At 51.0% G+C, this 25,733-nt stretch carries 22 protein-coding genes; 13 read left to right on the top strand and 9 right to left on the bottom strand.

Going from position 1 to position 25,733, the window contains the following annotated elements; all coding sequences use genetic code 11:
* Window positions 1-65: 65 nt before the first annotated feature.
* Genes nagC through nagB form a run of 3 tightly spaced genes read right to left on the bottom strand, consistent with a single transcriptional unit; the run spans window position 66 to window position 3,237 of the window.
* Window positions 66-1,283, bottom strand: coding sequence for a DNA-binding transcriptional regulator NagC (gene nagC, locus ABT56_RS03075; RefSeq protein WP_047877355.1), 1,218 nt, complete (start codon window positions 1,281-1,283; stop codon window positions 66-68).
* Between the two features lie 2 nt (window positions 1,284-1,285).
* Window positions 1,286-2,422, bottom strand: a complete 1,137-nt coding sequence (gene nagA, locus ABT56_RS03070) for an N-acetylglucosamine-6-phosphate deacetylase (protein ID WP_047877354.1) — start codon at window positions 2,420-2,422, stop codon at window positions 1,286-1,288.
* Window positions 2,423-2,436: 14 nt separating this feature from the next.
* Window positions 2,437-3,237: a glucosamine-6-phosphate deaminase gene (gene nagB, locus ABT56_RS03065; protein WP_047877353.1), complete on the bottom strand. Its 801-nt coding sequence runs from the start codon at window positions 3,235-3,237 to the stop codon at window positions 2,437-2,439.
* A 251-nt stretch (window positions 3,238-3,488) separates the two neighbouring features.
* On the opposite strand from nagB, the gene nagE reads away from it, so the two are divergent.
* The 3 genes from nagE to glnS all read left to right on the top strand — a co-directional run bounded on the left by nagE (window position 3,489) and on the right by glnS (window position 9,898).
* A complete protein-coding gene (nagE, locus tag ABT56_RS03060; RefSeq protein WP_047877352.1) occupies window positions 3,489-4,979 on the top strand; it encodes an N-acetylglucosamine-specific PTS transporter subunit IIBC in 1,491 nt (496 codons plus the stop codon).
* Between the two features lie 241 nt (window positions 4,980-5,220).
* Window positions 5,221-7,887, top strand: a complete 2,667-nt coding sequence (locus tag ABT56_RS03055; protein WP_047877351.1) for a beta-N-acetylhexosaminidase — start codon at window positions 5,221-5,223, stop codon at window positions 7,885-7,887.
* Between the two features lie 346 nt (window positions 7,888-8,233).
* Window positions 8,234-9,898 (top strand): glutamine--tRNA ligase, encoded by a 1,665-nt coding sequence (gene glnS / locus ABT56_RS03050; RefSeq protein ID WP_047877350.1) that lies wholly within the window; start codon window positions 8,234-8,236, stop codon window positions 9,896-9,898.
* Between the two features lie 103 nt (window positions 9,899-10,001).
* Here glnS and fur read toward each other — a convergent pair whose 3' ends face one another.
* Window positions 10,002-10,448, bottom strand: a complete 447-nt coding sequence (gene fur, locus ABT56_RS03045) for a ferric iron uptake transcriptional regulator (RefSeq protein WP_047877349.1) — start codon at window positions 10,446-10,448, stop codon at window positions 10,002-10,004.
* A 216-nt stretch (window positions 10,449-10,664) separates the two neighbouring features.
* Between fur and ABT56_RS03040 the strand changes: the two genes are divergently transcribed.
* The gene (locus ABT56_RS03040) at window positions 10,665-11,183 is read left to right on the top strand and encodes a DUF4442 domain-containing protein (RefSeq protein WP_047877348.1); all 519 of its coding nucleotides are present in this window, start codon (window positions 10,665-10,667) and stop codon (window positions 11,181-11,183) included.
* A 70-nt stretch (window positions 11,184-11,253) separates the two neighbouring features.
* Here ABT56_RS03040 and fldA read toward each other — a convergent pair whose 3' ends face one another.
* From fldA to ABT56_RS03025, 3 genes are all read right to left on the bottom strand, one after another.
* Window positions 11,254-11,781, bottom strand: coding sequence for a flavodoxin FldA (gene fldA, locus ABT56_RS03035; protein ID WP_047877347.1), 528 nt, complete (start codon window positions 11,779-11,781; stop codon window positions 11,254-11,256).
* 142 nt (window positions 11,782-11,923) lie between these two features.
* Complete coding sequence (locus ABT56_RS03030; RefSeq protein WP_047877346.1) at window positions 11,924-12,145, bottom strand: DUF2788 domain-containing protein; 222 nt, start codon at window positions 12,143-12,145, stop codon at window positions 11,924-11,926.
* A gap of 77 nt (window positions 12,146-12,222) precedes the next feature.
* Window positions 12,223-12,990: an alpha/beta fold hydrolase gene (locus ABT56_RS03025; protein ID WP_047877345.1), complete on the bottom strand. Its 768-nt coding sequence runs from the start codon at window positions 12,988-12,990 to the stop codon at window positions 12,223-12,225.
* Between the two features lie 102 nt (window positions 12,991-13,092).
* Between ABT56_RS03025 and seqA the strand changes: the two genes are divergently transcribed.
* Complete coding sequence (seqA, locus tag ABT56_RS03020) at window positions 13,093-13,641, top strand: replication initiation negative regulator SeqA (protein ID WP_047877344.1); 549 nt, start codon at window positions 13,093-13,095, stop codon at window positions 13,639-13,641.
* 36 nt (window positions 13,642-13,677) lie between these two features.
* A complete protein-coding gene (gene pgm, locus ABT56_RS03015; protein WP_047877343.1) occupies window positions 13,678-15,324 on the top strand; it encodes a phosphoglucomutase (alpha-D-glucose-1,6-bisphosphate-dependent) in 1,647 nt (548 codons plus the stop codon).
* Window positions 15,325-15,388: 64 nt separating this feature from the next.
* Here the strand turns inward: pgm and ABT56_RS03010 are convergent, their stop codons facing one another.
* Window positions 15,389-16,177: a DUF1853 family protein gene (locus tag ABT56_RS03010; RefSeq protein WP_047877342.1), complete on the bottom strand. Its 789-nt coding sequence runs from the start codon at window positions 16,175-16,177 to the stop codon at window positions 15,389-15,391.
* A gap of 141 nt (window positions 16,178-16,318) precedes the next feature.
* Here ABT56_RS03010 and ABT56_RS03005 point away from each other — a divergent pair, with 141 nt between their 5' ends.
* The 3 genes from ABT56_RS03005 (at window position 16,319) to ABT56_RS02995 (ending at window position 20,651) form a co-directional block, all read left to right on the top strand.
* Window positions 16,319-16,531, top strand: coding sequence for a DUF2517 family protein (locus tag ABT56_RS03005; RefSeq protein ID WP_047877341.1), 213 nt, complete (start codon window positions 16,319-16,321; stop codon window positions 16,529-16,531).
* A 162-nt stretch (window positions 16,532-16,693) separates the two neighbouring features.
* On the top strand, window positions 16,694-17,452 hold the full coding sequence (locus tag ABT56_RS03000) for a Nif3-like dinuclear metal center hexameric protein (protein WP_047877340.1): 759 nt from the start codon (window positions 16,694-16,696) through the stop codon (window positions 17,450-17,452).
* A 445-nt stretch (window positions 17,453-17,897) separates the two neighbouring features.
* The gene (locus ABT56_RS02995; RefSeq protein ID WP_047877339.1) at window positions 17,898-20,651 is read left to right on the top strand and encodes a cation-translocating P-type ATPase; all 2,754 of its coding nucleotides are present in this window, start codon (window positions 17,898-17,900) and stop codon (window positions 20,649-20,651) included.
* A 78-nt stretch (window positions 20,652-20,729) separates the two neighbouring features.
* On the opposite strand, the gene ABT56_RS02990 is transcribed toward ABT56_RS02995, so the two are convergent.
* Window positions 20,730-22,019: a citrate synthase gene (locus ABT56_RS02990; protein ID WP_047877338.1), complete on the bottom strand. Its 1,290-nt coding sequence runs from the start codon at window positions 22,017-22,019 to the stop codon at window positions 20,730-20,732.
* A gap of 407 nt (window positions 22,020-22,426) precedes the next feature.
* On the opposite strand from ABT56_RS02990, the gene sdhC reads away from it, so the two are divergent.
* From sdhC to ABT56_RS02970, 4 genes are read left to right on the top strand one after another with little or no spacing between them, the layout of a single operon-like run.
* Entirely contained in the window at window positions 22,427-22,807 is a 381-nt protein-coding gene (sdhC, locus tag ABT56_RS02985) for a succinate dehydrogenase cytochrome b556 subunit (RefSeq protein ID WP_047877337.1), read from the top strand.
* The gene (sdhD, locus tag ABT56_RS02980) at window positions 22,801-23,148 is read left to right on the top strand and encodes a succinate dehydrogenase, hydrophobic membrane anchor protein (RefSeq protein ID WP_047877336.1); all 348 of its coding nucleotides are present in this window, start codon (window positions 22,801-22,803) and stop codon (window positions 23,146-23,148) included. The genes sdhC and sdhD overlap by 7 nt, the downstream gene beginning before the upstream one ends.
* Entirely contained in the window at window positions 23,149-24,915 is a 1,767-nt protein-coding gene (gene sdhA / locus ABT56_RS02975) for a succinate dehydrogenase flavoprotein subunit (RefSeq protein ID WP_047877335.1), read from the top strand. It begins immediately after the preceding gene.
* A gap of 14 nt (window positions 24,916-24,929) precedes the next feature.
* Window positions 24,930-25,640, top strand: a complete 711-nt coding sequence (locus ABT56_RS02970) for a succinate dehydrogenase iron-sulfur subunit (RefSeq protein WP_047877334.1) — start codon at window positions 24,930-24,932, stop codon at window positions 25,638-25,640.
* The last annotated feature ends 93 nt before the right edge of the window (window positions 25,641-25,733 follow it).

Raw genomic sequence — 25,733 nt, 5'->3', positions numbered from 1 at the left:
TCCTGTCTGAAACATGGCCTTTGTATTTTGTTACTAAATGAGTGACTTACACCAAATTTGGCGGTTTATTGCTCTTCAAGCAGGCGCTGGAGCAATACGCCGTTGAGCATGGCGCGCTTGATCATAGAGAAAGCGCCAATAGTTGGTTGGGTGTAAAGCTCTGATGGGACAATCGGCAGCCCGCGGTTGAAGGTAGACAGAGACTGGGTTTCCACGCAGCGGCGGATGGCCGGGAAGAGGATGTCTTTGGCATGGGTGATATTACCTGCTACCACAATTTTTTGCGGATTGAACAGGTTGATCGTCATGGCCAGTGCCTTGCCTAGTTGGTTGCCGACTTTGATCAGTGACTGGGTAGCAAGCTCATCACCTTTGTTGGCCGCATCACAGATGGCTGGCATGGTGATATCTTCGAGCTCCTGCAACGAACTTGGGTAACCTTGGGCGAGCAGCGAGCGAACATGCTTGATAATCGCAGGATCGGCAGCCACGGTTTCTAGGCAGCCGAAATTGCCGCACTGGCATTTGTCACCGAGCGGGTCAATTTGGATATGGCCGATCTCACCTACGTTACGGTTGGTACCAAGGAAAACCTGTCCGTTGACGATAATACCCGCACCCGTACCATGGTGTACGCTGACCAGAATAGAATCTTTGCAGTCTCGGCTGGCTCCGAAGTAGTGCTCGGCAAGGGCCAGGCCACGGATATCGTTGCCGACAAAGCAAGCCACGCCATACTTGTCGCTGATGATGTCAGCCAGCGGTAGTCGGTCTACGTCGATGTGCGGCATATATTCGATAATGCCGTTTTCAGGGTCGATCAAACCCGGAAGGGTGATACCGAAAGCGACCAGCTCTCGCATGACATTTTGGTTCTCTCCGATGAACTGCTGGATATGGCTAAGCAATCCTTCGATGAGTTCCTGCTGGGTGGTATAGCTGAAAGGGTGACCGGTACCGGCAATAAATTTGCCGCTCAGATCGTAAAGGGTTAGCTCGATATAATTACGCCCTAAGCGAATTGCAATCGAGTGGAAAGGGGTTGACTCGGTAGTCAGGGATATTGCGCGCCGGCCTCCGGTGGAAGCTTGCTGCGCGACCTCTTTAATGAGGCCGCGCTCTAGCAGTTGGCGGGTGATCTTAGTAACGCTTGCAGGTGCCAGCTGACTGACGTCAGCAACCTGGATACGCGAAATGGGTCCTTGCAAGTCAATGAGCCGGTAAACGGCAGCGCTATTTAGCTGCTTTACCAGATCGACATTACCAATTTGTCCGCCTGTCATAGTTAGTTCTGCTCGTATTCACCGTTAACAACAGTCGCCCGAACATTAAAATCGCGATCAAAAACAGTCAGGTTAGCTACCATGCCTTTTTTGATGGCCCCCAGTTCCTTGTCGACACCGATAGCGCGAGCAGGATACAGGGTTGCCATGCGAATCGCTTCGTCCAGGGCGATACCTGCATGCTCGACACTATTTTGAACTGCTTCAATCATAGTCAGTGCCGAACCGCCAAGTGTGCCATTCTCGTCCACACACTTGCCATCACGGTAATATACTTTCTTACCGACAAAAATAAAGTGATCAATGTCTGCTCCTGCAGGTGCAGTTGCGTCTGTGACCAAAACAAGTTTGTCGCCCTTCATGCGATGGGCCATGCGGATATTGGCATAATCAACGTGGAAGCCATCAGCGATAATACCGGTATATACTTCCGGTGTATCATAAATGGCGCCAACCATACCCGGTTCGCGGCCCGCGATTGGGGTCATGGCGTTGAACAGGTGGGTCGCAAACGTGATGCCAGAGGCAAAGCCTTTGCGTGCTTCTGCGTAGGTGGCATTGGTGTGGCCAGCTGAAACAACGATGCCTGCGTCGACTAGTCGTTCGATATGGGCGTGGTCGTTTTGCTCTGGAGCCAGTGTTACTTTGGTCACTACATCGGCGTTATCGCAGATGGTCTGGATCATATCGCTGTCAGAACGGCGGATATGGTCAACAGAGTGGATACCTTTTTTCATCACATTCAGGTACGGACCTTCAAGGTGCAGACCGAGCGAATGGTTCTGGTATTTGCCTTGGTACTCACGGGCGGCAGCGATAGCAGCCTTCATGTCCTCGTCAGACGAGGTGATCAGCGTCGGTAGGAAGCTGGTACAACCGGATTTCAGGTTGGCACGGTGCATGGTGTGGATGGTATCGGCGTTGATTTCGTCGTTTAGCATCACACCGCCACAGCCGTTAAGCTGTAGGTCGATGAAACCTGGAGTCAGGTTGGCACCGTCAAGGTCGAGTTTTTGAATATCGGAAGGTAGCTCAGTTTCTGGGCATACAGCGCGAATGTTCACGCCGTCAACAATGACGGCGTGGTTATTCAGCACATCGCTACCGGTGAAAATTCGGCAATTGGTAAGCGCGTACATGAATAGTTCCTTTGTTATAGGTGTTTGATATTTTCTGCTTCAAGCTCTTTGAAATACTTAACCGTTTTAACTTTTAGCTCTTGGGTAGAGGCTTCATCGCATACGATCAGTGATTTCGGGTGTAGCTGAAGGGCTGAAACGGTCCATAGATGGTTCACGGAACCTTCAACGGCGGCTTCTAGCGCCTGGGCTTTGCTGTGGCCTGTAACCAGAATCATGATTTCTTCGGCATCAAGCAAAGTACCCACACCGATAGTCAGGGAGTATTTAGGTACTTGGGCCATATCGCCATCGAAGAATCGAGAGTTGGCGATACGAGTGTCTTCAGTCAGGGTCTTGATACGGGTACGAGAAGAAAGCGAAGATGCCGGCTCGTTGAATGCGATATGGCCGTCGTTGCCTACACCGCCCATGAACAGATTGATGCGGCCAAAAGACTTGATTTTGTCTTCGTAGCGCTTGCATTCTGCATCGTGATCAGCCGTGTTGCCGTCAAGTAGATTGATGTTTTCTTCTTGAATATCAATATGATTGAAGAAGTTGTTGAACATGAAACTGCGGTATGACTCAGGGTGGTCAGCAGGCAGTCCGATGTATTCGTCCATGTTGAATGTCACAACATGCTTGAAGCTTACTTCGCCTGCTTGATAAAGCTCAATCAGACGTTTGTAGGTCGCCAGAGGAGTGCCGCCTGTAGGTAGGCCTAGCACAAAAGGACGTTCCGCTGTTGGCTGGAATTTGTTAATACGATCAACGATATAGCGAGCGGACCACAAACCTACGTCTTTAGCTTCATTCAGTGGGATAAGTCTCACGGTGACACCTCATTCCTGTAGTAATTTCGGGTAAATTCTAGCGCGAAGTCGCCTTTGTTTTGGATAATAAAATAAGTTTTATGATCGAGCTAGCAAAATCGTCTGGTAATTAGCCTTACAGGTGATAAAGATCACAAATGGCAAGGTTTTAATTTGCGGGGTGAAATTAATTTTTTAAACTGCAGGGGACTTAATCGGATAACTAAAATAAGTTGTCTTCTTATCTAAGAAAACCATAGGGGGAACTAAGGGTGAATATTCTTGGATACTTTCAAAAAGTAGGTAAAGCATTGATGGTGCCAGTCGCCACGTTGCCTGCCGCTGCAATCTTAATGGGTGTGGGGTACTGGATTGATCCAAACGGCTGGGGTGCAAACAGTGCACTGGCTGCGTTTTTGATCAAAGCTGGTGCTGCCATTATCGATAACATGTCTGTACTGTTTGCTGTTGGTGTGGCTTACGGTATGTCTAAAGACAAAGACGGTGCAGCCGCGCTGTCTGGTTTTGTTGGTTTCCTAGTGGTAACCACGCTGCTTTCTCCGGGAGCAGTTGCACAAATCCAAGGTATTGCAGCCGGTGAAGTGCCAGCGGCCTTTGGTAAAATCAACAACCAGTTTGTTGGTATCCTTGTGGGTATCGTGTCAGCTGAAATTTACAACCGTTTTTCACATGTTGAGCTGCACAAAGCCCTTGCGTTCTTCTCTGGTAAGCGTCTAGTCCCAATCTTGACGTCTTTCACCGGTATCCTTATTGCCTTCGTACTGATGTACATCTGGCCTGCAATCTACGGCGGTCTAGTATCGTTTGGTGAAGGCATTCAGAGCATGGGTGAGCTAGGTGCTGGTATCTACGCATTCTTCAACCGTCTATTGATCCCTGTTGGTCTACACCACGCACTTAACTCAGTGTTCTGGTTCGACGTTGCGGGTATTAACGATATTCCTAACTTCCTAGGCGGTGCGAAGTCAATTGCTGAAGGTACTGCAACTCCAGGTGTTACTGGTATGTACCAAGCGGGCTTCTTCCCAATCATGATGTTTGGTCTACCTGGTGCGGCACTGGCTATCTATCACACTGCTAAAGCGAAGAACAAAGAGAAAGTGGCATCTATCATGATCGCTGCTGGTTTCGCATCGTTCTTCACTGGTGTGACAGAGCCTCTAGAGTTCGCATTCATGTTCCTAGCACCTGGCCTATACGTTCTACACGCATTGCTAGCGGGTATCTCTGTATACATCGCAGCATCTATGCAGTGGATTGCGGGCTTCGGTTTCTCTGCCGGTCTTGTTGACCTTGTGTTGTCAACGCGTAACCCACTGGCGGTTAACTGGTACATGCTGATTGTTCAGGGTCTGGTGTTCTTTGCACTGTACTACTTCATCTTCCGCGCAGTTATCATTAAGTTCAATCTTAAGACGCCTGGCCGTGAAGACGACGACGTAGAAGAAAGCGGTGTTACAGGTTCTAAAGAAACTGGCGAACTAGCTAAGCAATACATCAAGGCGTTGGGTGGTGTGTCTAACCTAGAAAACATCGACGCATGTATCACTCGTCTACGTCTGACGCTGAAAGACAGCAGCCTAGCTGACGAGAAGACATTGAAAGCACTAGGTGCGATGGGTGTGGTTAAACTGGGTTCTAACAACCTACAAGTTATCCTTGGCCCACTAGCCGAAATCGTAGCTGGCGAGATGAAGAAAGTCTCTCCGAACGAAGACCTATCTGCAGTCAAACTACCTTAATCACTGACACTAAGTCTTTGACTAAGAATATCGGCCTCCGCTAGGGGGCCGATACCCACCGACTCAATAATCATCTGAAATCTCAATCTTTGACTTTGCTCTTTTTCTATTCCTTTCAGGCTGTGCCTGATGTTCGGGAAGGGGGGCGGGTGCCTGCGGTTTCAGATCATTATTATGTTTTGCCAAGGGAAGAGACCGGTGTTCGGCACTCACCAAGGCTACTCGGGAGACGGATTTACTCATGAAAACATTTAAATTGAGCCTAATGGCATCGGTTGTTGCATTGGCAACCGGTTGTACGACATCACCATCAATGACTGATCAGCAAATTGCAGATACGCTGGCAGAAAATTTGGGTGTTAATTATCAGTTGGTGACAAATCATGGTGCCAACGAAGGGCTGCAGTGCCGCGAATTGGCAGCCGAGTGGGCATCGTGTGACTTGATCAATATGACGCTGACCAATAATGGCCCGGCAGTGTCAAGCAAAGATTGGAAGATCTACTTCCATAGCATCCGTATGATCCTGGATGTGCAGAACGATCAGTTCAAAGTGACCCACATCACTGGTGACCTGCACACGCTGGAGCCGACCGATAAGTTCGAGGGCTTCGATGCTGGCGAGAGCGTGGTTATCCCGTATATCGGTGAATACTGGACGCTGTTCGAGAACGACTATATGCCGCGAGCTTATGTCGTGGCTGGCACCTCTGAGCCTAAAACCCTAGAGAGCATGGATTTTGAAGATCCATCAGCATACCTTGACCCGATCAGCGGCAACAATTGGAAACGTACCCCGACCGACAACAATATCCTGGCTACTGCCCAGTCTCGTTTCGAGAAGAACCGTGATGTTAATTTGATCGCTAAGGAAGAGCTGGCCGGTACTATCGTCCCAACCCCGTTGAGCACTAAGCTGACTGGTGGCTCGGTATCGCTGGCAAACGGCGTAAGTATCGACAATAAGGCCCTGCTTCCTTCAATGCTAGACGCGGCGACCAAGCGTATGGAAATGCTGGGCATTGATACTGACGGCACATACCCGGTGACATTGATCCTTGACCCTGCGCGTTTTAGCAAGGCGAATCAGGTATCAGGTGCCTATGAGCTAGACGTGACCAACGGCAAGACAACCATCGTTGGCTATGACGCTGAAGGTGCGTTTTACGGTCTGCAGTCGCTGATGTCTTTGGCGAGCACGGGTAGCGAGAAGCAGATCCCGACGTTGAAAGTTACCGATGCACCGCGTTTCGATTACCGTGGTGTGATGGTGGATGTTGGCCGTAACTTCCACTCTAAAGACGCTATTTTGCGTACGCTGGATCAAATGGCCGCGTACAAGATGAACAAATTCCACTTCCACCTGACTGACGATGAAGGCTGGCGTTTGCAGATCCCAGGTTTGCCTGAGCTGACCGAGGTGGGCGGCAAGCGCTGTCACGATCTATCTGAAACGTCTTGCCTGTTGCCGCAGCTGGGTTCTGGCCCTAATAGCGACAACTTCGGTTCGGGTTTCTACACCAAGCAAGACTACCTAGATATCCTTGCTTATGCCAAGGCTCGTGGTATCGAAGTGATCCCTGAAATTGACATGCCAGCGCACTCTCGTGCTGCGGTTGTGGCAATGGAAGCGCGCCATAAGCGCTTGAGCGAAGCCGGTGACTTGGCTGGGGCGAACCAGTACCGTTTGATGGATCCAAATGATACCTCAAACGTGACCACGGTACAGTTCTATGACAAGCGTAGCTTCATCAACCCGTGCATGGACTCGTCACTGAACTTCGTTAACAAGGTAATCACCGAAGTCGCTGCGATGCACCAGCAGGCAGGCATGCCGCTGAGCACATGGCACTTTGGCGGTGACGAAGCGAAGAATATTAAGCTAGGTGCGGGTTTCCAGGACATCAATGCGGCAGATAAGGTTGACTGGAAGGGCGATTTGGACCTAAGCCAGCAGGATAAGCCATTTGCCAAGTCGCCGATGTGTCAGAAGGCGATTGCCAGCGGTGTGGTATCAGATTACGCCCATCTGCCAAGCTACTTTGCTGAGAAGGTGAGCAAGGTCGTGGCTGCCAAGGGGATCCCTAGCTTCCAAGCATGGCAGGATGGCTTGAAGTACTCGAAAGACGCTTCGTCGTTCGCGACTGACAATGTACGCGTTAACTTCTGGGATACCCTGTACTGGGGCGGCGGTGCATCTGCGTATGACTGGGCTGCGAAAGGCTATGACATGATCATCTCCAACCCTGATTATGTTTACATGGACATGCCATATGAGGTGGATCCGGAAGAGCGTGGCTATTACTGGGCAACCCGTGCAACCGATACCCGCAAGATGTTTGCTTTCGCGCCTGAGAACTTGCCGCAGAATGCCGAGACATCGGTAGATCGCGATGGTAACGGATTCACCAGTAAGGGCACGGCGAAAGGTAAAGACTTCTACGGTCTGTCAGCACAGTTGTGGAGTGAGACGGTTCGTACGGACGACCAGTTCGAGTACATGGTTTTCCCTCGCGTCTTGGCGGCGGCAGAGCGTGCATGGCACAAGGCTGATTGGGAGCGTGACTACCAGCCAGGTGTAGAGTACTCGCAGTCAACCCAGATGGTCGACAAGACCGCACTGCAGCAGGAGTGGGCACGTTTTGCCAATATCCTGGGCCAGCGCGAACTTGCCAAGCTTGATGCTGCAGGTATCCAGTACCGTGTACCGGTTCCGGGTGCGACAGTGAAGAACGGTGTGCTGGCAATGAACATCAGCATGCCAGGTCTGGCTCTTGAGTATTCAACCGACAGTGGCGAGACGTGGAAGCGCTATCAGGCGGAGAACCAGCCGAAGGTGAAAGGCAAGGTTCAGGTCCGTGCGGTAAGTGCTGACGGTAAGCGCTACAGCCGAGTGATCGCCCTGTAAGTTTGCCTGTGACATAACCTCAGCTGGCGGGAAATCCCCGCCAGCTTCTTTGTGGGGTCGACTTGAGTGCCCACAAAGAAGCTGCCTTGCTGCTTTGGTTCAGTTGATGGTTATCCCATGACGGGAACCTGAATAGAATGTTCTTTCCTGGCTCGAGTTTGAAGAGCCGTGCTTCTGCGCCCCGCACCGTTATACGCGTCTTCAGGAGGAATTCTGGGATTGCTGTGATATTGCGGGGTTTTTTTATCCATATCGTCAAACAATGCATACTATTTGTTGAGTAGTACCCCATATTTATGGATGATAGAGAACTTAAAAATCCTGTCAGCACACGAGGTGTAAATAGATGAGTGAATCTGAAGCTCGTCCATCAAACTTTATCCGTCAAATTATTGATGCGGATTTAGCGAGTGGCAAACATACAAGCGTACATACCCGATTCCCGCCGGAGCCGAACGGCTACCTGCATATCGGCCATGCGAAATCTATTTGTTTGAACTTCGGTATTGCTCAGGACTATCAGGGTCAGTGTAACCTACGTTTCGACGACACAAACCCTGAGAAAGAAGACATCGAATACGTTGAGTCTATTAAGAACGATGTTAACTGGTTGGGCTTTAAGTGGGACGGTGAGATTTGCTATTCATCTGACTACTTCGATAAGCTATACGGGTTTGCTATTGAATTGATTAATAAAGGCTTAGCGTACATTGATGAGCTAAGTCCAGAGCAGATGCGTGAATACCGCGGCACATTGACTGAGCCGGGTAAGCACAGCCCGTACCGTGATCGTAGCGTAGAAGAAAACCTTGAGCTGTTCGAAAAAATGAAGAACGGCGAGGTTGAAGAGGGCAAGATGTGCCTTCGCGCCAAGATCGATATGGCTTCACCTTTCATGGTTATGCGTGATCCGGTTCTTTACCGAGTTCGTTTCGCAACCCACCACCAGACCGGCGACAAGTGGTGCATCTACCCGATGTACGACTTCACCCACTGTATTTCTGATGCGCTAGAGGGCATTACGCACTCTATCTGTACGTTGGAATTCATGGACAACCGTCGTCTGTATGACTGGGTTCTGGAAAATATCACGATTGATTGCCAGCCACACCAGTACGAGTTCAGCCGTCTGAACTTGGAATACACTGTCATGTCCAAGCGTAAGCTTAACCAGCTTGTTACTGAGAAGTTGGTTGACGGTTGGGACGACCCACGTATGCCAACGATTTCTGGCCTGCGCCGCCGTGGTTTCACCTCTGCGTCAATTCGTGAGTTCTGTAAGCGTATCGGCGTGACCAAGCAAGACAACACTATCGAGATGAGCTCGCTGGAGTCTTGTATCCGTGATGACCTGAACGAAAACGCACCACGTGCGATGGCTGTTTTGGATCCGATTAAAGTCGTGATCGAAAACTTTGACGCTGACGTCGAAATGCTAGAAGTGGCTAACCACCCTAACAAACCTGAGATGGGTAGCCGCCAAGTACCGTTCACGCGTGAATTGTACATTGAAGCTGAAGATTTCCGCGAAGAAGCGAACAAGAAGTACAAGCGTCTGGTTCTGGGCAAAGAAGTCCGCCTGCGCGGTGCTTACGTGATCAAAGCTGAGCGCATCGAGAAAGACGAAGCGGGTAACGTTACTACTATCTACTGTACTTACGATAATGAGACGCTGGGTCAGAACCCAACGGATGGCCGTAAGGTGAAAGGCGTTATCCACTGGGTATCAGCAGATGCTGGTGTACCGGCTGAAATCCGCCTGTACGATCGTCTGTTTACTGTACCGAACCCTGGTGCGGCAGATGATTTCGTATCAGTGATCAACCCTGAGTCACTGACCGTGATGAACGGTTTTGTCGAGCCGTCTTTGGTTGAAGCCGAAGCTGAGCAGGCATACCAGTTCGAGCGCATGGGTTACTTCTGTGCGGACAACAAAGACTCTTCTAAAGAGAAACTGGTGTTCAACCGTACTGTTGGCCTACGTGATACTTGGGCTAAAATCGCAGACTAACGTCGCAGATTGAGTCTCTGATAAATAAAAAACCAGCCATTCGGCTGGTTTTTTTATGCGCTGTGCTGACTTAAAGGATGAATGCAAGCCAACAGGAAGCGGGTTACTTGCGGTCGTGCAGCGATTCGTCTTCGTTGCAGTTGCCTTCCATGCAGTGGCCGTAAAGGTACAGGCTGTGGTTGGTCAGGCGAACATTAAAGCTGGCCGCAATTTCTTTCTGGCGCTTTTCAATGACTTCATCAGAAAATTCGATGACCTTGCCGCAGTCAAGACATACAAGGTGGTCGTGGTGGTGCTGTGTCGCCAGTTCAAATACAGATTTGCCGCCTTCAAAGTGGTGACGGGTCACGATACCGGCATCATCAAATTGGTTCAATACTCGGTAAACGGTAGCAAGGCCAATCTCTTCACCGATGTCGATGAGCTTCTTGTACAGGTCTTCAGCACTGATGTGCTGGCAATCCGGTTGCTGGAGAACTTCCAGAATCTTGAGACGTGGAAGTGTCACCTTTAGGCCAGCTTGTTTAAGCGCTTGGTTGTTGTCTGACATTGGAATTTCCTATTGGCTAGCCGTACCCTCATGGTGCGGTAGTCTTCTCTTCTATTCATCATTATAAGTGAGCACAAGGTAACAATAAACTATAAAACGGGTCAATCTTGCTGATATCTAACTTTTCTTTTTGTTGTTTACTTGTTATTAAAATGTACACGCGTGCAAAACGTGGTTACTATGGGCTCATCGTACCAGTGAAAGGGAAGTTTGCTTGTGGATAAAATCTATACCCCGTCTCTTGTCAAGCTGGCTCTGAATTTGTGGCCGCCATTTTGGGGGGCGGGAATTCGGATCGTGTCAATTTCCGATGATTTTCGGCAGGTAAGGATCAAGCTAAAGTTAAGATGGTGGAATAAAAATGCTAATCGTACTCAATACGGCGGCAGTATTTTCTCCTTGACTGATCCTGTCTATGCGCTGATGTTGATCGGCATTTTGGGCAAGGAATACTTTATTTGGGATAAACAGGCTGAAATTAATTTCATCAAGCCGGGATGTACGGACTTGTTCGCTGATTTTGTTATTTCAGATGCCATGATCAGCGAAATCATGTCGGCGACGGCTACTGGGGATAAATATCTGCCCGAATTTGTCGTACAGGTTAAGGATCTCAATGGCGAGGTGGTGTCTCAGGTTAAGCGAACTTTGTATGTGCGCAAGAAGCCGCAGTATAGGGTGGAGCAGGATGGTTGTGGGGATGCTGAGGACAATCAGCGTTCGGTGATGCCTTAGGACATCAGTGTCGTTCTTAAAAGTAACACGCCGGACCAAAGGGCCCGGCGTGTCGGCGTTCCACGAGAGATTAGTCAGCCAGTTCGGCCAGGCACATTTCTTCGTAAATCTGGTTAACCCATTTTTCGACGCGCTCTTCCGTCAGCTCTGGCTGGCGGTCTTCGTCGATACACAGGCCGACGAAGTGGTTGTCGTCGACAAGGGCTTTGGACGCTTCGAACTCAAAACCTTCGGTAGAGAAGTGGCCAACAACGGTTGCGCCGCGACCTTCAACGATTTCACGCACGGTACCCATCGCATCACAGAAGTATTCTGCATAGTCTTCCTGATCGCCACAGCCGAAGATAGCGACTAGCTTGGTCGAGAAGTCAATTTGTTCTAGTTCTGGGAAAAAGTCGTCCCAGTCACACTGTGGTTCGCCGTAATACCAGGTTGGGATACCCAGTAGTAGTAGGTCAAAATTGTCGATATCTTCTTTGCTGCATTTAGCGATATCTTTCACTTCAACTAGCTTATCGCCTAGTCGTTTTTGGATCATTTTAGCGACGGCTTCTGTATTACCTGTGTCGCTACCAAAGAAGAGTCCTACACTCGCCATAGTAGAGATTACCCTGTTAATTGTTGACCGCTTAGCATAGTGCCTACGGTATCCATCATTCATTTAGAGGGGCAAGGCCCCTTGCCAATTGTGCTCAGCGGGAGTACATGGCGTGTCGCCATGGTCACGATTGGCACATCAATTAACTGATGCCGGCTCCTTCCCAGCTAAGCTGGATCAGACCTTTGGCAACAAAGCCGGCACAGCCAAGAAACAGTACAAGCCAGACGATTTTTTGACCAAAAGGCGGTACATTACCTTGTTTTAGTACATCTTTAATGGCCATGCCGATAAAGAAGAAAATCGCAGCAAACAGTAAATCCAGCCCGATCGATTCAAGCAATTCCATGTGCTCGTAAAGCATCAGTGTCTCCTTACCGCTCTATCGTTAATGCAGTGCTAGCCGCGCACTATAACATAGACAATAGGGGGCTGTTAACGTTATGCCGCCTGCAAGAAGTTCAAAATAATACGATTCACCGTATCGGGTTTTTCTGCATGGAGCCAGTGGCCGGTATTGGCCACTAAATGCGCCTTGGCATTGGGAAACTGGCGGCTGATCGCCTCGCGGTGCTCTGGCAGAATGTAGTCGGATTCCTGGCCCTTGATAAACAGAGTCTGGCCGGTGTATGCCGGAATCTCTTCCCAGCCCATGATGGTATTGTAATTGGCAATCAGCCCTTCGACATTGAAGCGCCATCCGTAGTGCCCGTCTTCCTGCTTGGCAAAGGATTTGAGTAGGAATTGGCGCACCCCGGGATCCATGACGTGGCGGGCAAGGTATTGTTCGGCGTCGCTGCGCTTTTCTACGGTGTGCTTGGTGACTTCGCGCAGTCCGTTGAACACGTTTTCATGGCGGTGGACAAAGTAGTGAACCGGGGCCATATCAAGTACCAATAGGCGCTGGATTCGCGATGCTGCTAGATCGGTGGCTGCCATCGCTACTTTTCCGCCCATGGAGTGGCCGACAAGGGAAAAGCGGTCGATATTCAGACTATCGAGTACAGCCAGTATGTCGGCGGCCATGTCGCGGTAGGTGAATTGGTCGCAGTGGGGGGATCGGCCATGATTTCGTAGATCAACGCTGATCACTTTGTATTGGTCTTTCAAGGATCTAGCGATTAGGCCGAGGTTGTCGGCACTGCCAAATAGGCCGTGGATCAGGACGATCGTGTCACCGTCACCCTCCACTTGGTAATGAAGATTCACTGACTATTTTCTCTTGTAGTTAACGCTTTACCGTAGAGTATAACCTCGGATCACGTTATAATCTCTCGGTGATTTTTAAACGGAACAACAATGAACACTACGATGAAGACTATTGAGGTAGACGAAGAGCTATATCGCTATATCGCCAGCCAAACCCAGCATATTGGCGAGAGTGCGTCTGATATTCTGCGGCGTTTGCTGATGATGCCGGATCAATCATCGGTTAGCCTGCCAAACGATGTTGTCATGCCGGTTATGCCGAAAGGCATCGTGGTTAGCAAAGATGCGGGTAATCTGGTTCAAACCGATCGCGTGAAGGAAATGCGTTCACTGCTGATCTCTGATGAGTTTGCTGCGCAGGAAAAAGCGATTGGCCGTTTCATGCTGGTTCTGTCCTCGCTTTATCGTATCGATCCGCAAGGATTTGCAGACGCAGCAGCCATTAAAGGCCGAACTCGCGTATATTTCGCCGACAGTGAAGAGACACTGCTGGCCAGCGGTAAAACGACCAAGCCAAAGGCGATTCCACAGACGCCGTTCTGGGTTATCACCAATACGAATACGGACCGTAAGCGTCAGATGGTCGAGCAGCTGATGAGCAAGATGAGCTTCGGTATGGACATCATCGAAAAAGTTTGCGGTGAAATCTAATCGGCATAACGCCTTATAAATTACAAGGATAGGTTAATGGCAATTCATCCTCGTGCAGGGCAGCGCGCCCAGCAAGAAGATATGCACAATATTCCTGCGTTGGTGGCTAATTATTTCTTGATTGAGCCTGATGCGCAAAATCCAGATCAGAAAGTGGCATTTGGTACTTCGGGCCATCGAGGCACTGCCGACAAAGGGACCTTCAACCAGCATCACATCTGGGCAATCGCCCAGGCTGTGGCTGAAGTCCGTGCCGCCAATGGTGTGACTGGGCCGCTGTTCTTGGGTAAAGATACCCATGCGCTGTCTGAGCCGGCTTTCTCTTCAACGCTCGAGGTGCTAGTGGCCAATGGCGTTGAGGTGGTTATCCAGCAGGATCGTGGCTATACGCCAACCCCAGGTGTTTCACACGCTATCCTTTGCCATAACAAATTCAATGCGGCAAAAGCTGATGGTATCGTTATTACCCCATCGCACAACCCGCCACAGGACGGGGGTATCAAATACAACCCTGTCCATGGTGGTCCGGCAGAAGGGGCTCTGACGACAGCCATTGAGACTCGTGCCAATGAAATTATCGCGGCAGGTTTGGTGGACGTTAAGCGCGTCTCCATTGATGCGGCGCTGGCGAGCGAGTTGGTTCAAGAGCGTGATCTTGTTGCGCCTTATGTTGATGATCTGGTCAATGTCATCGATATGGCTGCGATTCAGAAAGCCAACCTGAAGATTGGTGTCGATCCGCTGGGCGGTTCGGGTATTGAATACTGGCGGCAGATTGCCAGCCATTACGGCCTTGATCTTACGCTGGTGGATGAGTCTATCGACCCATCGTTCCGCTTTATGTCACTCGACAAAGACGGCGTGGTGCGTATGGACTGCTCGTCGCCTTACGCGATGGCAGGTCTGCTGGCCCACAAAGACAAGTATGACTTGGCATTCGGCAACGATCCGGACTACGACCGCCACGGTATCGTGACGCCGGCTGGCCTGATGAACCCGAACCACTTCTTGGCGGTATGTATTGATTATCTGTACCGCCACCGTCCGGACTGGTCACAAGACGTTGCTGTCGGCAAGACGCTGGTTTCCAGTGCATTGATTGACCGTGTCGTGGCTGATCTCGGCCGTACGCTTTGCGAAGTACCGGTTGGCTTCAAGTGGTTTGTTGACGGGCTATACAGCGGTGAGCTGGGCTTCGGTGGCGAAGAGAGTGCCGGGGCATCGTTCCTGCGAATGAATGGCACGCCATGGTCGACAGATAAAGACGGCATCCTGCTATGTTTGCTGGCAGCCGAAATTACGGCGGTGACGGGCAAGAACCCGCAGCAATACTACGAGGAGCTGGCCGCTAAGCACGGTGCGTCAGCCTACAACCGCCTGCAAGCGGTGGCAAACGGAGCACAGAAGGCGGTGCTGAGTAAGCTGTCGCCTGAGATGGTCTCTGCAGACATGTTGGCCGGTGATGCAATCACTGCCCGCTTGACCCATGCGCCGGGCAACGGGGCGGCTATCGGTGGCCTGAAAGTGACAACTGAAAACGGTTGGTTTGCGGCTCGTCCGTCAGGTACGGAAGATATTTACAAGATCTATTGCGAGAGCTTCAAGGGTGCCGAACACTTGGCATTGATTGAAACAGAAGCACAAGAGATCGTCAGCAAGGTATTTGCTGACGCAGGTCTGTAAGCGTTTTTCGTCTCGCTTCCGAAGAAACGCCCGCATTATGCGGGCGTTTTTTTATGCTTGTCGATCAGCGGTAATTGGGCCAGCTTCCCGGCATGATGAACCACACGGATTGGTCCGGAGCGACGGCCATGCGAGGTCGTCCCACAGCCCGGAGTTCGGATGCTGGGCATGGGGCCAGCGTGTTGAAATCGGGAGGGGCAAGCCAGTCGAACTTGGAGAGCGGACGAAGTTCGAGCGCCGGGATCTGCTCGGCGTAGCACCATTTCCCATGCGGGGCGGCAGGGTTGGTGATGATACCGGATCCTTTCCCATGGTCGAATGCCGGATAAAATAATCGGCCTTGCATGATGAGTCGCCGCGTGTCGATTTGGCCATATTTCGTGCTTATGGTGCTATGTCCAGAAAGTGGGAGCTGGTGCTCAAGCATCCGTGCCGATTTCTTGTCCAGTTCATCTCTGGCATTGGGACCGGGCCAGCGTCCTTGGTGGGCAAGGTAGAATTTTATTGCTACCTCCCAGTGCTCAAGCGTGTTTGCGACCCGGTTTTTGACCAGAAAATCCACGGCACCGATGGTTCTGCCTTCCTCACTAACCTGAATTTCTTCTGCAATTAGATGGTAATCGGGATGGTGGATGATCAACTCTCGCCAGAGCCATTGATAATAGAAACCTAACCGCCTGCTGCCGTGGTAATGGCTATGGCGTGGAAGTCTCGCCCGTTGCCTGAAATGGGCTAGCCAAGAAGCGTCGGCAACGAAAGGGTGGCCGCCAAGGAGCGGGGGAAGATGCAAAATGGCGGCAAAGTGGTGCTGAATGTATGACTCGGAGTCAATATGGATCACTGGCCTAGTCATTTGGTTATAACCCCACACTTTTTATAATGATAAATGCTAATAACTGATTGAAATTAGGTGGTCTAATCTAGCTTAAATCAATACATTATAAAGAGGTTAGACCAGTTTTAGGCCAATGCCGATACGTGCAAAGGAGGCTATATGTATACGCTCTATTCACCTTTTAGAATTCTGCTGCGCCGTACTTATGTTGTCCTCGTCGGGGTGGTGACTTTTCCGGTTATGATCTTCACCCCGGTTGCAACTCGGGCCCGCCTGTATAGCTACCTGCACAAAGTCTGGCTGAAGACGAGCACCAAGCCTGTCTGGTTGACGCAGACAGAAGAGGCCGCACGCTCTTTATTGATAGCCTAGATGAGTAGGCCTGGCGATTTATTTCGGTGGGCCACTGTCCGTTGTTGCCATATTTTCCTCTGCTCCAGCTTTCCCTTTTCCCTCAAGGGGCTATTCCCATTCCTACATTTTAAGTGAACTTGGGTATAATCACCCCATAAGACCGCTGGGAAGGAAGCGAAAATGAACAATATCAAATTGGAATCCCTGCTCAACGAATTGTTGAGCCCGCACCTCATCAAAGATTACTGTCCGAATGGCTTGCAGGTCGAAGGTAAGTCTGAAGTGAAGAAGATCATCACCGGTGTTACAGCCTGTCAGGCATTGATAGAGCGAGCCATCGAGGAGCAGGCTGACGCGATTTTGGTCCATCACGGTTTTTTCTGGAAGGGGGAGCCAGCAGAGATCCGTGGGATGAAATACCGTCGGATCAAGGCATTGATCGAAAACGGTATCAACCTGTATGCCTACCATCTGCCGCTTGATATCCACCCTACGCTGGGCAACAACGCCAAGCTGGCCGAATTGCTGGATATCGAGGTTCTTGGCGGGCTTGAAGCCGGTAATCCTCATTCTGTGGCTATTTACGGCCAGTTTGCCGAGCCGTTGAGTGGTGAGGAGCTTGCCGCCCGTATTTCGATGACCCTACAGCGCGAGCCACTTCATATCGGTGATAATGCGCCGGCTGAAATAAAAACGGTCGGTTGGTGTACGGGGGGCGGTCAGGATTTTATTGAATTAGCGGCTCAAAAAGGATTGGATGCCTTTATTTCTGGTGAAATATCAGAGCGGACTGTACATATTTCGCGAGAATTAGGAATTCACTATTATAGTGCCGGTCACCATGCTACAGAACGTTACGGCATTAAATCATTAGGTCAGTACCTTGCTGAAAAATATCAGTTTGATATTACCTATATTGATATTGATAATCCGGTTTAAATAAAAATTAACAAAAACATGGGCAATAAAAGGCTCTGCATGGGTATGCAGGGCCTTTATTTTTTGTTGTGAAATTTCATTATTCGGGAAAATAGAGGGGTTAACTCTGTTATAACGCGGTCTTATTCATATTTTGTTTCAGTATCTTTGTTGGTTGTCGGTATTAACCGGTTTAATGATTGATACTTGTCAATGAAGCATCCTGAATCGCAAATTTGCTATCGAAATATAATTACAGCTGAATTCTCATTCGATAATTTAAAAATACTCGTATGAATTAATGATTTTTATTTATTCAGAAACTATTCAGGGATGTTAATAAATTAGTGGGATATGAATTCCCAATAATCACGAGTGTTTATTAATTTATCTGTTCAGTCATTACTTTTTATCAGCGCTTTATTTTCTGATGTTGGCTGAATATATATTGAATGGAGATTGTCCAATGAGCAGAAAGTGGTTTACCGAAACGACTGACAAGACCGTGTCCATGCTGGAGACATCGGTCGAGTCGGGTCTGAGGCAAGGGGATGTGGATGCACGCCGCGCGCAGTATGGGGCCAATGAGTTGCAAGAGCAGGCGGGCAAGTCCGCGCTTGAACTCTTCGTGCATCAGTTTAAGAACCCCTTGATATTTATTCTCGGTATTGGTGCCATCGTATCCTTCGTGACCGGCCATATGGTGGATGCCGTTGCCATTACCGTGATTATCTTCATCAATGCGCTTATTGCCTTCTGGCAAGAATACAAGGCCCAGAAAGGGATGGAAGCATTGCGTGAAATGGCGGCACCGACGGCACAGGTCAAGCGTGACGGTGTGTGGGTTGATATCCCGGCGCGCGAGATAGTGCCGGGGGATATTCTGAAGATCAGTACCGGTGACATTCTGGCGGCAGATGTGCGGATTATCGAGGCGAACCGCCTTGCGATAGACGAGGCGGCATTGACCGGGGAATCAGAGCCTGTCGACAAGTCGGTTGAGGCCCTGGCTGGCAGCCATATTGGCTTGGGCGATCAGGTCAATATGGGGTTTATGACCACCATTGTCACCTCGGGGACCGGGCTGGGGATTGTCGTTGGCACGGGAATGAAAACCGAAGTCGGCCATATTGCCGATATGATGGCGAACACCGAAGAAACCAAAACGCCGATGCAGGTACGGATGGACACCATCGCCAAAACCTTGATGGTTGCGGCACTGGGGGTAGTGGCTGTTGTGTGCGCGATCGGGCTATACCACGGTATGCCGTGGCTTGAGCTGCTAAATACCGGGATTTCGTTGTCTGTGGCAGCTATCCCTGAGGGCTTGCCGACCGTGGTCTCCATTGTCCTGACGATGGGGTCGACGCGGATGGTCAAGAACAATGCGCTGGCAAAGCAGCTTTCAGCCATTGAGACGCTGGGATCGACGACGGTCATTTGTTCGGACAAGACCGGCACCCTGACCCAGAACCAGATGCAGGTGATGAAGGCCTATGATGCATCGGGCCGTTACTGGGAAGTGTCTGGCAAAGGGTTTGACCCTCATGGGGAGTTCAAGCCTCTGGCGCATGGTACGGCGGTGACGGGCAGCCCGGAAATGATGAAAGGCTTGGTTGTCGCGACACTGTGTAATGAGGCCGAGTATATCCAGAACGATGGTCAATACAGCGTTCGCGGGAACCCGACGGAGGGGGCGTTGATTGTTGCAGCGGCTAAGGCTGGTTTGGAGCAGGGCAAGATGCTGGCGGGAGGCGGGTACCATATCGTCGAGAAATTCCCGTTTGACTCAGCGCGCAAGATGGCCTCGGTGATTGTCCGAGATCCGGAAGGCAAGCACTTCCTTGCGATAAAAGGTGCACCAGATGTGGTTCTTCGCAATGCCTCTGGCTTTATGGTCAATGGCGAGGTTGTGGCTCATCAGCAAGCTGCTGTTCAAGGGAACCTAGTTGTTGCGAACGCATCAGCCCAGCAGCAGGTTGCAGACTATGAGGCTGCCATCCAGAACTTTGCCGAGCAGGCTCTGCGTACACTGGCTGTAGGGTTTAGGGAGCTGTCGGCGGAAGATCTCAAGCGGGATCATCAGGAGTTGGAACAGGATGTCACCATCCTTGGCCTGTACGGTATTATGGATCCGCCGCGCCCCGAAGTTCGCGATGCCGTTGAGAGTTGCTATCAGGCAGGGGTACGGACGGTCATGATCACCGGTGATCATGCCCTTACCGCTGCCGCTATTGCCAAAGATATAGGGATTATCCGCTCGGAGGGTGACCGTGTCGTGACAGGCAGCGAACTCGATGACATGGACGATGACGAGCTACGCCGGATTTGCCCGAAAGTGGCGGTGTTTGCCCGGGTGACACCTGAGCATAAGCTGCGGATAGTGCAGGCACAGCAGTACAACAACGAGGTTGCCGCGATGACAGGAGATGGGGTCAATGATGCACCGGCCTTGCGTCGAGCGGATATAGGCGTCGCTATGGGGATCGCGGGTACATCGGTGGCGAAGGACTCCGGTGACCTGATCTTGCTGGATGACAATTTCAGCACCATCGTCAAGGCTGTGCGTCAAGGGCGCCAGATCTTCGACAACCTGCGTAAGTTTATCCGTCAGGCTCTGACCGCGAACGTAGGGGAGGTATCGGTCATTTTGTTTGCCTTCCTGCTAATGGGGCCGGAGGCGATATTGCCGCTGACGCCGCTGATGATCCTCTGGATCAACCTGGTCTCTGATGGCCTGCCGGCCTTGGCGCTGGGCGTTGAGCCGGAAGAGAAGGACTTGATGGATCGCAAACCGCGCAAGCGCAATGAAGGTTTCTTCAGTGACTACCTCGGGGCCCGTATTGTTGCCCGTGGCTTGGCCTTGGGTGGCATGAGCTATGTAGCATTCAGCTGGGCGCTGGAGGCAGGGCAGAGTGCTGCGTATGCCCAGACGATGGCCTTTGCCATGCTGGTTTTCGCCCAGCTATGGCATCTGTTCGACTCGCGTACATTCACTACTTTGTATCGAAAGAACCCGTTTACGAACCGTTATTTGCTGGGGGCGGTTGCGTTGTCAGCGACCCTCTCGCTGGGGGTTATCTATACGGGTATCGGCCAGTTGATTTTCAACACCGAAGCTCTGAGCGGGGAGCATCTGTTCGGGGTGATCTTGCTCTCTTCATTGCCGACCCTGGTGCTATCTGGGATCAAAGAGCTTACCAAGATCAAGTTTGTTTGATGGCGAATCCAATAAAGACAAAAAGGGCCTTACGGCCCTTTTTCAGTTTGGTTGGTTTGTAAAGCGCTGCCGGCGCTGTTATTCGCGTTCGTGCAACGGGCTGAACTCGCGCTGGGTGTAGCCGGTATAAAGCTGGCGAGGTCGGCCGATACGGTTGCCCGGATCGTTGTGCATCTCATTCCAATGAGCAATCCAGCCAATGGTACGTGACATCGCGAAGATCACGGTAAACATGGAGACCGGAATACCGATGGCCTTCAGGATGATACCCGAGTAGAAGTCGACGTTAGGGTAGAGCTTCTTCTCAATGAAGTATTCGTCCGATAGGGCGATACGCTCAAGTTCCATGGCGACATCAAGCAGTGGGTCCTGAATGCGGAGTTCGTCCAAGACATCATGGCAGGCTTCGCGCATGACTGTCGCGCGTGGGTCGTAGTTCTTGTAGACACGGTGACCAAAGCCCATCAGGCGGAACGGGTCGTCTTTGTCCTTGGCGCGCTCGATGAACTCAGGGATCTTGTCTACGCTGCCAATTTCTTCGAGCATCTTGAGGCAGGCTTCGTTGGCGCCGCCATGGGCTGGTCCCCATAGCGAGGCGATACCGGCGGCAATACAGGCGAATGGGTTGGCACCCGATGAACCGGCCAAGCGCACAGTCGAGGTCGAGGCATTCTGCTCATGGTCGGCGTGCAGGGTGAAAATTTTGTCCATGGCTCGGGCGACAACAGGGCTGACTTCGTATTCCTCACAAGGGGTGGCAAACATCATATGGAGGAAATTTTCGGCGTAGTCCAAATCGTTGCGGGGGAAGATAAACGGTTGGCCGATGGAATATTTGTAACACATCGCGGCAAGCGTTGGCATCTTCGACAGTAGGCGGAACGCCGTGATTTCACGGTGCGTATCGTTGTTGATATCCAGAGAGTCGTGGTAGAAGGCCGCCAGCGCACCAACCACCCCGCACATTACGGCCATTGGGTGAGCATCGCGGCGGAAGCCGTGGAAGAAGCTGGAGATCTGCTCATGCACCATAGTATGGCGTGTTACCGTGGTACGGAATGTCTCGTACTGTTCGCGGGTAGGTGCTTCGCCGTAAAGCAGGATATAGCACACCTCAAGGTAATCGGCATTATTGGCTAGTTGGTCAATTGGGAAGCCACGATGCAGCAAGATACCCTTGTCACCGTCGATATAGGTAATTTGAGATTCACATGATGCAGTGGCTAGAAAACCAGGGTCGAATGTAAAGTAACCGTTAGCGCCAAGCTGACGTACATCAATCACTTCAGGCCCTTCAGTGCCCCCGATGATCGGCAGTTCCACGGGTGCGTTCCCTTCAATATGAAGAGTAGCTTTCTTGTCTGCCATAACAATCTCCTTTGTATTTTATTATCCAAATCCGAGATGGATGTACAATTGTTGTACCGTCAGCGCTGGTAAATGTCAATTTTTGTACTTGCTTGTGTGCTCATGTTAAAAACTTTGGCTAAAAAAGTGCGAATTTCTAAAAGCGTGTTAGAGGTCATGTTACCAAGTTTGTAATTGGTTGTTGCGGGGCGTATACTCGCGGCAGGCCTCTGGTTCTGCCGCCGCCAGAAGAAATACGGAAGTTATCAATAAAAATTAGTAAGTTAGGTTTAACTCTGTTCTACCTTTTGTGTAGAACATTTTTGCAACCTCAGGTTACGCAATCGTTAACGACGGTGTTGGGCTGAAGCGGAAACGGAGAGTGATAACAATAACATTGCTTCAATGGAGCTGAGTGAGCAATCACCGTGAAAGTAAATAAGCCAAGACCTGTAAACCTCGACCTGCAGACGATTCGCTTTCCCTTGACAGCGATAGCGTCGATCCTACATCGCGTCTCCGGCGTGATTACCTTTGTTGCCGTGGCTATCTTGCTATGGTTGCTAGGCCTTTCCTTGTCCTCCCCTGAAGGTTTCGATACGGCAGCCGGCGTCGTCGATAGCTTCTTCATCAAGTTTGTGCTTTGGGGAATACTGACCGCCCTGTTTTACCATATGGTTGTTGGTATTCGGCACTTGCTGATGGATATGGGATATTTCGAAGAGATGGAATCGGGCATTCTCAGTGCCAAAGTGAGCTTTGGTATCGTGGCTGTCCTGTCGCTCTTTGCGGGAGGCTTAGTATGGTAAATAACGTTTCTACAGTGGGTCGCAATGGCGTGCATGATTTTATTCTGGTCCGTGCCACAGCGATCATCCTCACCCTTTATACCCTCTACATGGTCGGTTTTTTCGCCTTCGGGCCGGAGCTGAACTTCGAAACCTGGTCGGCCTTTTTTGGCAGGCTGAGCACCAAAGTCTTTACCATGCTGGCTCTGCTGTCGGTATTGGTTCATGCCTGGATTGGCCTCTGGCAGGTGCTAACCGATTACATCAAACCGGCGGCCTTGCGTGCCGGGCTTCAGTTTGTGGTAGTGGCCATTTTATTGGTCTACCTATTTTCAGGTTTCTTTATCGTGTGGGGTGCGTAAGTGAGCATTGCAATTCGTGAGTTTGATGCCGTTGTGATCGGCGCTGGCGGTGCGGGTATGCGTGCCGCCCTACAAATTTCTGAGCAGGGCCTGAAATGCGCTCTGTTGTCCAAAGTTTTTCCAACCCGCTCCCATACGGTTTCGGCCCAGGGGGGGATTACGGTTGCACTGGGGAATTCACACCCAGACAACTGGCAGTGGCATATGTACGACACCGTGAAGGGGTCGGATTACATTGGCGATCAGGATGCCATTGAGTATATGTGCAAGACCGGGCCGCAATCAGTGATCGAGCTGGAGAAGATGGGGCTGCCGTTTTCCCGTTTTGATAATGGCTCTATTTACCAGCGACCTTTCGGCGGCCAGTCCAAAGAGTTCGGCGGAGAGCAGGCCGCCCGTACTGCGGCGGCGGCAGACCGAACCGGGCACGCCCTGTTGCATACCCTTTACCAGCAAAATATCAAGCACCGAACGACGATTTTCTCCGAGTGGTACGCCTTGGATCTGGTCAAGAACCAAGATGGTGCGATTCTAGGTTGTACGGCACTGTGCATGGAAACGGGGGAAATCTGTTACTTCAAATCGAAAGCGACGATTTTGGCAACAGGTGGGGCCGGCCGTATCTATGCATCAACTACCAATGCCCATATCAATACCGGAGACGGTGTCGGCATGGCGCTACGAGCAGGTGTGCCGATGCAGGATATGGAAATGTGGCAATTCCACCCGACGGGCATTGCCGGGGCCGGGGTGCTGGTAACCGAAGGCTGCCGAGGCGAAGGTGGCTATTTGCTGAACAAAGACGGTGAGCGTTTCATGGAGCGCTATGCGCCGAATGCCAAGGATCTGGCCGGTCGTGATGTGGTTGCACGCTCGATGATGGTAGAGATCCGCGAAGGGCGTGGTTGTGATGGGCCATGGGGGCCGCATATTAAGCTCAAGATGGATCACCTTGGCAAAGAGGTTCTGGAATCGCGTCTGCCGGGTATCTGCGAGCTGTCCAGAACGTTTGCCCATGTCGATCCGGTCAAAGAGCCGATTCCGGTGATCCCGACTTGCCACTATATGATGGGCGGTGTACCGACTCAGGTATCTGGTCAGGCGATTAGACAAAATGCCACGGGGGGAGACGTGGAGGTTCAGGGTTTGTTTGCCTGTGGTGAAATTGCCTCGGTTTCTGTTCATGGCGCCAATCGTCTGGGGGGTAACTCCTTGCTTGACCTTGTGGTATTTGGCCGTGCGACTGGCTTGCATCTTGGCGAGACATTGCTGGCTCAGGCGGAAGCTCGTCCGGCGACGGAGTCGGATATTGAAGCATCATTGGAACGCCTGAACCGTTGGAACAATACCCAGAAAGGGGAAGACCCTGTTCAGATCCGCAAGGATTTGCAGACCTGTATGCAGAACAATTTCTCGGTCTTTCGCGAGGGCGAGGCGATGGCCAAGGGGCTTGACGAGCTGAAAGTGATCCGTGACCGCCTCAAAGACGCCCGCCTTGATGACACCTCGAGCGAATTCAACACCCAGCGTATCGAGTGTCTAGAACTCGATAACTTGATGGAAACGGCCTTTGCGACAGCGGTTGCGGCAAACTACCGGACCGAAAGCCGGGGCGCGCATGCCCGTTTTGACTTCCCTGAGCGTGACGATGAAAACTGGTTGTGCCATTCCATTTATGATCCTGAGACAGAAGCGATGTCGAAGCGTAATGTGAATATGGCACCGGTTTATCGTGAGGCATTTCCGCCGAAGGCACGTACCTACTGAGGGAGGGAAAGAATATGAAGTTGAATTTCTCGATTTATCGCTATAACCCGGACGTAGACAATGCCCCGCACATGAAGGGTTATACGCTTGATGTGCCTGAAGGTTCGGACATGATGGTACTTGATGCACTCATTCTACTCAAAGAGCAGGATCCGAGCTTGGCATTTCGCCGTTCTTGCCGCGAAGGGGTATGCGGCTCAGATGGCGTCAACATGAACGGAAAGAATGGCCTTGCTTGTATTACCCCGCTGTCAGCTCTTGCCGGGCAAAGTACTATTGTTATCCGTCCGTTGCCGGGGTTACCGGTGATCCGTGATTTGATCATCGATATGGAGCAGTTCTATATCAATTATGCCAAGGTGAAGCCTTTCTTGATTAATGATGGTCAGCCCCCGGCGCGCGAAAATTTGCAGTCACCGGAAGAAAGGGCGCATCTTGACGGCTTGTATGAGTGCATCATGTGTGCATGTTGCTCGACGTCGTGCCCGTCATTTTGGTGGAACCCTGATAAGTTTGTTGGGCCCGCTGGCTTGCTTGCCGCCTACCGTTGGTTGATTGATAGCCGCGATACCGCGACTGATGAGCGTTTATCCGATCTTGACGATGCTTTTAGTGTTTTTCGTTGCCATGGCATCATGAACTGTGTAAATGTTTGTCCTAAGGGACTAAATCCGACCAAAGCAATTGGTCACATCAAATCGATGTTGCTCAAGCGAGCAGTTTAGGGAAAAGAATTATCGATATGCTGGCAGCCATTGCCAAGGCGGTGCTGTCAGCCTCAAGGCCGGCGTTGAGACCGGCAATATGGCGATAACTAG

Source organism: Photobacterium aquae (genome assembly GCF_001029445.1).
GTDB lineage: Bacteria > Pseudomonadota > Gammaproteobacteria > Enterobacterales > Vibrionaceae > Photobacterium > Photobacterium aquae.
This window is presented reverse-complemented; position numbering and strand designations above follow the sequence as displayed.